This window comes from Candidatus Ruminimicrobium bovinum, from assembly GCF_902760015.1.
GTDB classification, from domain to species: domain Bacteria; phylum Elusimicrobiota; class Endomicrobiia; order Endomicrobiales; family Endomicrobiaceae; genus Ruminimicrobium; species Ruminimicrobium bovinum.
In genome coordinates, this window is record NZ_CACWEU010000176.1 from 1 (window position 1) to 8575 (window position 8575).

The 8575-nt window shown below is 33.6% G+C and carries 9 protein-coding genes and 1 pseudogene; 4 read left to right on the plus strand and 6 right to left on the minus strand.

Annotated elements, in window-relative coordinates; all coding sequences use genetic code 11:
- The 5 genes from ACMUOV_RS05795 to rimP form a co-directional block, all read right to left on the minus strand.
- Positions 1-270: DHH family phosphoesterase (locus tag ACMUOV_RS05795; protein WP_413854162.1), on the minus strand; the 270-nt coding region annotated here is incomplete at its 3' end.
- Positions 271-283: 13 nt separating this feature from the next.
- On the minus strand, positions 284-634 hold the full coding sequence (gene rbfA / locus ACMUOV_RS05800; protein WP_413854163.1) for a 30S ribosome-binding factor RbfA: 351 nt from the start codon (positions 632-634) through the stop codon (positions 284-286).
- The gene (infB, locus tag ACMUOV_RS05805) at positions 635-3016 is read right to left on the minus strand and encodes a translation initiation factor IF-2 (protein WP_413854164.1); all 2382 of its coding nucleotides are present in this window, start codon (positions 3014-3016) and stop codon (positions 635-637) included.
- Positions 3017-3028: 12 nt separating this feature from the next.
- The gene (gene nusA, locus ACMUOV_RS05810) at positions 3029-4288 is read right to left on the minus strand and encodes a transcription termination factor NusA (protein WP_413854165.1); all 1260 of its coding nucleotides are present in this window, start codon (positions 4286-4288) and stop codon (positions 3029-3031) included.
- A gap of 8 nt (positions 4289-4296) precedes the next feature.
- A complete protein-coding gene (gene rimP / locus ACMUOV_RS05815) occupies positions 4297-4752 on the minus strand; it encodes a ribosome maturation factor RimP (RefSeq protein ID WP_413854166.1) in 456 nt (151 codons plus the stop codon).
- Positions 4753-4881: 129 nt separating this feature from the next.
- Between rimP and ACMUOV_RS05820 the strand changes: the two genes are divergently transcribed.
- Positions 4882-5403: a DUF4416 family protein gene (locus ACMUOV_RS05820; protein ID WP_413854167.1), complete on the plus strand. Its 522-nt coding sequence runs from the start codon at positions 4882-4884 to the stop codon at positions 5401-5403.
- A gap of 133 nt (positions 5404-5536) precedes the next feature.
- Entirely contained in the window at positions 5537-6637 is a 1101-nt protein-coding gene (locus ACMUOV_RS05825) for a metallophosphoesterase (RefSeq protein ID WP_413854168.1), read from the plus strand.
- A 163-nt stretch (positions 6638-6800) separates the two neighbouring features.
- Here the strand turns inward: ACMUOV_RS05825 and ACMUOV_RS05830 are convergent, their stop codons facing one another.
- Complete coding sequence (locus tag ACMUOV_RS05830; protein ID WP_413854169.1) at positions 6801-7145, minus strand: hypothetical protein; 345 nt, start codon at positions 7143-7145, stop codon at positions 6801-6803.
- 313 nt (positions 7146-7458) lie between these two features.
- Here ACMUOV_RS05830 and ACMUOV_RS05835 point away from each other — a divergent pair, with 313 nt between their 5' ends.
- Both ACMUOV_RS05835 and ACMUOV_RS05840 read left to right on the plus strand, forming a co-directional pair.
- On the plus strand, positions 7459-8310 hold the full coding sequence (locus tag ACMUOV_RS05835; protein WP_413854170.1) for a sulfide/dihydroorotate dehydrogenase-like FAD/NAD-binding protein: 852 nt from the start codon (positions 7459-7461) through the stop codon (positions 8308-8310).
- A pseudogene (locus tag ACMUOV_RS05840) lies at positions 8295-8575 on the plus strand (dihydropyrimidine dehydrogenase); the annotation flags it as partial. The gene ACMUOV_RS05835 and the pseudogene ACMUOV_RS05840, both read left to right, overlap by 16 nt.

Sequence of the window (8575 nt, forward strand, 5' to 3'; positions counted from 1 at the left end):
ATCAAAAATTTTATCAATTTTATTTGTTATTTTTATTGCTTTTGAGCCGGGCATAAATTTTAAATCTTGCGAAATTTCATCAACGGAACAATGGGTAACTTTTTTCCCCAACCTTCTGAGCAAAGAAGCAAGTGCAAGCCCGGAACCCAATGCATCACCGTCGGGTTTTCTGTGCCCGGCTATAAAAAAAGTTTCGGATTTTTTTATTACGGCAGATATATCTTTTAAAATTTTATTTTCCGCTAAGTTTAAAGGAGTTAATTTTTTCATTATTTTTATAAATTTATTCCTGCTCGGCTTTTATTTTTTCAAGTATTTCAAAAACTTTTTCCGCTTTTTCCGCCGAATCGTCATATATAAATTCTATTGTAGGAACTCTTCTTAAATCCATTGTATTTGCAAGCTGATACCTTATAAGTTTTAATTTATCTTTTAAAACAGTATCGGCATTTTTTTTATCCGCTTCGGTTCCTATAATCGAATAAAAAATTCTGCAAGTTTGCAAATCGTCTGTAAGTTTTACTTTTGTAACGGTAAGCAATCCTTTATTAAGTTCCTTAATATCCCTTAAAATTTTAACGGTATCCGCCTGTATCAATTCGGCAACTCTGTCGGCCCTTTTATATGTTCTCATTTATTCCTCTGTCAATTTTCTTGCCAATTTATCTATTGTAAAAAATTCTATTACATCTGCGGTTTTTATATCGGCAAATTTTTCAAGCCCTATACCGCATTCATATCCTTTTTCAACTTCTTTAACGTCATCTTTAAATCTTTTAAGCGATGAAAGGTTTCCTTCAAAAATTATAACGTTATCTCTTAAAAGTCTTGCCTTTGCACCTCTTTCGGCTTTACCTTCCGTTACCATACAGCCGGATATTGTTCCTGCCGAAGACAATTTAAATACTTGTTTTACAACTGCTTTTCCTATTATTCTTTCTTTTGTTTCCGGAGACAATAAACCTTCCATTGCAGCTTTAATGTCGGCTATCAACTCATAAATTATTCTGTAAACATTTATGTGAACACCTTCCTGCTCCGCAACTTTTGAAACGGCGGCATCAGGCCTTATATTGAAACCTACAATTATAGCATCGGAAGCCGCAGCCAAAACAACATCGGATTCGGTTATTGAGCCGGCACCTTTATGGATTATATTTAATTTTATTTCCGAATTTGACATTCTTTCAAGTGCATCACACAATGCGCCGAGTGAGCCCTGGACATCGGTTTTTAAAATAATATTCAAATCTTTTGTTTTACCCATGCTTATATCTTGTAAAGATACGTGGTGTTTGGGTTTTAATGCTTCGGCTTTTACTTTTTCTTTTCTTGCCTGGGCAATTTCTCTTGCCTGTGATTCTTTTTCCAAAACAATAAATTTATCACCCGCCTGAGGAGGTTCGTTTATGCCTAATACCTCAACCGGCATACTTGGAATTGCTTCCATAAACCTTTTTCCGTATTCGTCAACCATTGCCCTTATTTTTCCGTAAGTAGTTCCTACAACTATATTATCACCTACCCTTAAAGTTCCGCTTTGAACCAAAACCGTGGCAACGGTTCCTTTTCTCGGGTCAAGTTTTGCTTCGATAACCACACCTTCGGCTCTTTTGTTCGGATTTGCTTTCAACTCCATAATTTCGGCTTTTAACTGAACCATTTCCAATAAACTGTCGATATTTAATTTTTGCTTTGCCGAAATATCAATCATTATCGTATCACCGCCCCATTCTTCGGGTAATAATCCGTAATTACTTAATTCCTGCCTTATCTTTTCGGGCTCTGCGGTAGGCAAATCTATTTTATTTACAGCAACTATTATAGGAACATTTGCAGCTTTTGCATGGTTAATAGCTTCTATAGTTTGAGGCATAACACCGTCGGTAGCAGAAACAACCAATATAACTATATCGGTAACCTGTGCTCCTCTTGACCTCATTGCCGTAAAAGCTTCATGACCGGGAGTATCCAAAAAAGTAATTTCCCCGTCGGATGTTTTTACTCTGTATGCACCTATGTGCTGAGTTATTCCGCCAGCTTCACCGGCAACAACATTGCTGTGTCTTAAAGCATCAAGCAAAGACGTTTTACCGTGATCAACATGCCCCATAATCGTTACTATAGGTGACCTCGGTAAAAGCGAAGCCGCATCATCCTGTTTGCCTTCTTCTATATTTTCTTCTTCATATAACGATACAAAATCAACATCGAATCCGAATTCGTTTGCAAGAATTGTTGCGGTATCGGTATCTATTCTTTGATTTAATGTTGCAATACTTCCCATAGACAATAATTTCTTTAAAATATCGCCTATTTTAATTTTCATTTTTTCGGCAAGGTCTTTTATAGTAACAAGTTCGTTTATCGTAATTTTAGGAAGTGCCGGTTTTTGAGGTTGTGTCGGTTGCGGTTGCTGTTTCTGTTCTACATGTTGTTGTTTTTGTCCGTTCCGTTGTTCATCGGAAACGGATATATTTTGAGTTTGAACGGGTTGAACCTTTTTTTCTTCATTCGGCTTTTGTTGTTCCTGTTGAATATTTTTTTGTTCCGTATTTTGTTTTGGAACATTCTGTTGTTTTTGTGCTTGTTTATCGTCGGATTGTTTTACTACCTGCTGTTCCTGCTGTTTTATATTTTTAGTTTGCTGCTGTTTATTTTCATTCTGCTTATGTTGTTTTTTTACTTTATGTTCTTTTGTTTGTTCTTTATGTTCTTTTGTTTGTTGCTTTTTGGCATCACTTTTTTGAGAATCGGTTTTTTTTGAACTTGTTTTTTTTACAACGGTTTTACTTGTTTGTTTTGAAGTTTTTGTACCTGTTTTTTTGGAAACGGAAGAAACGGATGTTTTTTTCTTAACATTTTTTTTATCCGCATCTTTTACGTTAACAACATTACCGTCCGCCTTTGTTTTCTGCTCGGCGGATTTTACTTTAGCAGTTGTTTTTTTTACTTTTTTAGTTTTATTTATATCTTTGGTATCGGTTGTTTCTTTTTTTATTTTTTTTACTGTCATAAAAATCAACTCCTATTTTTTGGAAATTGCCTCTTGTGCGGACTTTATAATTTTTTCGGCCGTTTTAGGACCAATTCCGGGTAATGTTGTTAAATCTTCAACTTTTAATTCGGCTATTTTCTTAACACTTGTAATTTGCGCATTTTTAAGCATTTCTATTGTTTTATCGTTTATTCCGCTTAACTGTTCCAATTCGGAATATTTTTCTTCTCTTTTCTGTTCTTTTTCAAGTTTCTTTTGACTTTCCGATTTTACATCAATATTCCAACCGGTAAGCCGTGCAGCCAACCTTACATTATGCCCGGATTTTCCTATTGCAAGTGAAAGCATATCGTCGGCAACTATAACTTCGGCTTTCTTATCCTGCTCGGAAACAATTGTTACCGTTAAAACTTTTGCCGGAGCCAATGCCTGTGAAATATATTTTACCGGGTCATTTGAAAAAGGAATCAAATCTATTCTTTCACCCCTAAGTTCATCTATAATGGGCTTTATTCTTGCACCTTTAACACCGACACATGCACCTACCGGGTCAACTTTGGGATTATTTGAAGTAACCGCAATTTTTGTTCTTAAACCGGCTTCCCTTACTATTGCCACGATAGAAACTATTTTTTCATAAATTTCGGGAACTTCAAGCTCGAATAAAACTTTTACCAAATCCGGATGAGTTCTTGACAAAACCGTATTCGGACCTTTTGCATTTTTTTCGGCTTTTATAACAATTGCCCTTATATGCTGACCTACCGAAAATTTTTCCTTTGCAACCTGTTCCGAAACGGGAAGAATCGCTTCGCTTCTCCCGAGGTCAACTATAATATTTCTGTTGACAATTTTATATATAGAACCGTTAATCATTTCACCTATTTTACTTTTCATTTCTTCATACAAAGAATCTCTTTCCGATTCTCTTATTTTTTGCACTATAACCTGCTTTGCCGTTTGTGCTGCTATTCTTGCAAAATCGTCGGTATCAAGTGCAATTTTTATTTCTTCGTCAAGTTTTGCATTTTTATATATTTTTTTTGCGTCCTCAAGAGATATTTCGGTAAGTTTGTTTACGGGTTCTTCAACAACCTTTTTTATAACACAAGCACTCATTTGCCCCGTTTCATTATCAACTTTCGCCTCAACATTAACATTTTTACCAACATGTTTTTTATATGCCGAAACCAAAGCATTTTCAACCACATGTAAAATATCTTCTTTTGAAATTTTTTTCTCTCTTTGAATTGTTTCAAGTGCTGCTAAAAGTTCACTTTTTTCTGACATTTCTCCTCCTAAAAATCCTGGTCTAATTTTGCACGAATTATATTTTTAATTTCTATTTCAACTATACCGTTTGTTAAATCGTTTACCACTATTTTATTGTCCGCCGTTGTTACCAACTGTCCGTTAAAATGTTTTTGGTTGTTAATCGCAACTGCAGTTGTTACTTTTATTTTATAGCCCTTAAATCTGTTAAAATCTTTTTCCTTTTTTAAAATTCTGTCAAGCCCCGGAGACGATACCTCCAAAACATATTCTTCTTTTATAATATCTTCTTTATCCAATTTATCGCCGAATAAATTACTCATTTTTGTGCAATCGTCAAGGTTTACTGCAGGTTCCTTATCTATATAAATTCTTAAAACTTTCTGTCTGTTTTCTTTCACATACTCAATATCAACTATTTCTGTTTTTTCGCTGTCGGCTATAGGTAATAAAAGTTCTTCCACCTGTTTAACAAGTTCCATTTTTTCTCCTTAAAAAACAAAAGGCGACCAAAAGGTCACCAATAAAAACACTCACATAACAGTTTGTTTATTTTACAAATTTAATATATATTTTGCAAATTTAATTTATTTTTGTAAAATAATTCCGTTATGGGAAAAATTAATAAAGCATATCCGGTAAAGTTTTTTTTCGGACTTATATTTAACGAAACTTTTGATATAAAACAAGTTTATTCTTTGTTAGAACAAAAATTTAACAACAAAATAGATATTTACAGCCCCGCAATAGATTTTACATTTACAAAATATTACAACAAAGAAATGGGTAAAAATTTAAAAAGGCAATGGATAGCTTTTGAAAAGCTTGTGCAGCCCGATATGTTGGCTGATATAAAAATTGAAACCAACAATATTGAAGATTCTTATGCCGAAGATAAAAACAGAATTGTAAATATTGACCCCGGATACATAACACCGGCAAATGTAATACTTGCTTCAACAAAAGATTTCAGCCACAGGATATATTTAGGTAAAGGCATTTACGGTGAAGTAACAACCATTTACAGAAAAGAAGGATTTACAAAGCTTCCGTGGACATATCCCGATTATTTATGCCCGACGGCAACCGAATTTATCCTTGAAGCAAGAAAAAAAATTTTAAAAAAATCGTAAAACGATTTTTTTGATGTATAAGTGTCAAAATTTCGAACTTTACACGGAAGCCAAGTTGTTAAGTTGTTGCAGCTTTGTTGTTTAACTATCAGCTGCTCAGCTTCTCAGCTAAAAATTTGCAAAGCAAATTTTTATGTTTTTCTTAATATTTTTTATTATTTATCTTTTAGGTAATGTTTACATTATTTACAGAATAATCTCGGATTTCAAACTGCACGGATTATCTCTTGTAATATTTTTATCGTTGTATTTTACAGTTGCATTTTTAAGTATTTATGCACTAAGCATTTCAAGGCACAGCCAACCTTCCGTATATACAAAAATTTTAACTCAAACAGGTTACATTTGGCTTGGAACTTTTTCAATAGCGATTACATTCTTTTTATTATCCAACATATTGTTTATATTTAACCATACTCCGCATTTCAGGTTTAATACAACACTTATAACCGTTATTATTATTTTAATTTCATCAATGTATTCGGTATTTAATACAAGAGGTCTTCCTAAAATAACGGAAATTACAATACCTGTTGCAAATTTACCGGTAGAAAAACTTACAATCGTTCAGCTTTCGGATATTCACATTGATACGGCTACAACTTATGATGAAATAAAAAAAATTGTTGAAATAACAAATTCGTTTAATCCCGATATTATTGCTTTTACGGGCGATTTAGCCGATATTGATATAACACAAACTTATAAAAATTACGGACTTGCCGATTTTAAAGCCAAATACGGTGTTTTTGCAATTAACGGTAACCATGAATATTATATGGGTATAAAGAAATTTGAATCCGTATGTAAAAATGCAAATTATATTTTACTTAACAATACAAATGCTTTGGTTGACGATAAATTTTATGTTGCAGGTATTACCGATATAAAAACTTCTAAATATTTTAATTATGAACCTGCCGATATAAACAAAGCCCTTAAAAACATCAACTGGGAAAAACCTGTAATATTTTTATCACATCAACCGCAAATATTTTTTGAAACTCAAAAACATCCTGTGACAATACAGCTTTCGGGGCATACTCATGCGGGGCAAATTCCGCCGTTTGATATTATTGAATATTTTATATATAAATATTTTTGCGGATTATATAAAGACAATGATTCTTATATTTATGTAACCACCGGAACAAGATGGTGGGGACCTTCGATGAGATTATTTTCAAAATCTGAAATAGTCCATATTACATTGATTAAGATAGCTGAGGGTTGACAGCTGATGGCTGAGAACGGCAATGTATAATGTAGAATTTATAATGTATAATTAACGGCAAACGACAAAAATTGCAAGCAATTTTTTAGGTTATAGGGTTATGGATTATTTATAGTTTTTGTTGTTTAAACTTATAATCCAATAACCCTATAACCTATCTTTACTATATTCCGCTTATTGCTGCGGCAAGTAACCCTATTCCGACTACGGCTACACAAGCTGCTGCCGCATTATCATTACCGTAGTAATGAGGTTGTATATTCCTGTAATGTTTTTCAACTACAACAACTTTTTTAGGTGCAGGTTTGTGATGAGGTTTAGGTTTATGCGAAACTTCTTTTACAACCTTTACAACTTTAACATTTTGTTTCGGCATTTTGTGTTCAATTACAACTTTGCCGTTATGAACATTTTTCGGTTGCGGTTTGCCTGCATGACCTGCCGCAAAACTTGAACCTGCAAGCCCTGCTGCCAACATCAAACTTATTATTATCTTCCTTATTTTCATTTTCATTCTCCTTTTACTTAATTTTTACGGCTCTGCCATTAAGACACTTTTAAAAACAAAAAAGTTACAATCTCGGTTGAGATCTGAGAAGCTATAAAGACAGGTTATAAGGTTATAGGGTTATAGGATTATAAGTTTAACGGCAACGACAAACAGTAAACAAAAACGGCAGATTTCTCCTTACGGTTGATGACAACCTAACCCTATAAACCTATAAACTTTATAAAACAAAAGATGTAAAGTGTTTTTTCTTGAATATTTAAAACAAAAATTATATAATCAAAAAAATTTTAAAAATAGGAATTAAACAAAAATGTTTAAAATAATTTCAAAAGAAATTCTTTCCTCAAATATCAAAAGTTTTGAAATTGAAGCGCCAGATATTGCAAAAAATGTAAAAGCGGGGCAATTTATAGTTTTACGGCTTAACGATAAAGGTGAAAGATTTCCGTTAACCGTTGCAGGTAAAAACATAGAAAAAGGGACTATCAAAATAATATTTCAGGAAGCAGGAAAATCCACAACACAACTTGGAACATTAAAAGAAGGCGATTGTATAAAAGATATCGTAGGTCCTTTGGGAAAACCTACCGAAATTGAAAACTTCGGAACGGTTGTTGCAATGGCAGGCGGTGTAGGAACTGCCGAATTGTTGCCTGTTATAAGTGAACTTTTAAAAGCGGGAAACAAAGTTATAACAATAGTCGGTGCAAGAAATAAAGATTTATTGCTTATGCAGGACGAATTAAAAGCAAATTCAACCGAACTTTTGGTTGCAACCGATGACGGCTCTTACGGAATTAAAGGATTTGTTACAACGATTTTAGCCGATGTAATAAAAAGAGAAAAGGTAAATATTGTTTATGCAATAGGTCCTGTTCCCATGATGAAAGCCGTATCAAATATGACAAAGGAATATAATTTAAAAACTCTTGTATCGTTAAATCCTATAATGGTTGACGGAACCGGAATGTGCGGTGCATGCAGAGTTAGTGTTGATAAAAAAATAAGGTTTGCCTGTGTTGACGGACCGGAATTCGACGGACATTTAGTAGATTGGGACGAACTTACAAGTCGTTTAAGAGCATTTAAAGAAAATGAAAAAGTAGCTTTAGAAAGATATAAAGAAATTCTTAACATGGAGTGCAAATGTCACAAAGAATAAAGATGGTTGAAAGAGAACCAAACGTAAGAAATAAAGATTTTGAAGAAGTAAATTTAGGTTACAGCGACGAGCAAGCATTAACGGAAGCAAAAAGATGCTTGAACTGTAAGAAACCTATGTGTGTAACTGGATGTCCCGTAGAAGTTAATATTCCCGCATTCATACACGAATTAGCAAACAATAATCCCGCCGGTGCAATAAAAGTTATTAAAACAAAAAGTAATTTACCTGCCGTTTGCGGCAGAGTTTGTCCTCAGGAAAAGCA

Bases quoted from the DNA above. Each gene is read 5' to 3' on its own strand.
- rbfA (WP_413854163.1), bottom strand. From the start codon at position 634: ATGAGAACATATAAAAGGGCCGACAGAGTTGCCGAATTGATACAGGCG.
- infB (WP_413854164.1), bottom strand. From the start codon at position 3,016: ATGACAGTAAAAAAAATAAAAAAAGAAACAACCGATACCAAAGATATA.
- nusA (WP_413854165.1), bottom strand. From the start codon at position 4,288: ATGTCAGAAAAAAGTGAACTTTTAGCAGCACTTGAAACAATTCAAAGA.
- rimP (WP_413854166.1), bottom strand. From the start codon at position 4,752: ATGGAACTTGTTAAACAGGTGGAAGAACTTTTATTACCTATAGCCGAC.
- ACMUOV_RS05820 (WP_413854167.1), top strand. From the start codon at position 4,882: ATGGGAAAAATTAATAAAGCATATCCGGTAAAGTTTTTTTTCGGACTT.
- ACMUOV_RS05825 (WP_413854168.1), top strand. From the start codon at position 5,537: ATGTTTTTCTTAATATTTTTTATTATTTATCTTTTAGGTAATGTTTAC.
- ACMUOV_RS05830 (WP_413854169.1), bottom strand. From the start codon at position 7,145: ATGAAAATAAGGAAGATAATAATAAGTTTGATGTTGGCAGCAGGGCTT.
- ACMUOV_RS05835 (WP_413854170.1), top strand. From the start codon at position 7,459: ATGTTTAAAATAATTTCAAAAGAAATTCTTTCCTCAAATATCAAAAGT.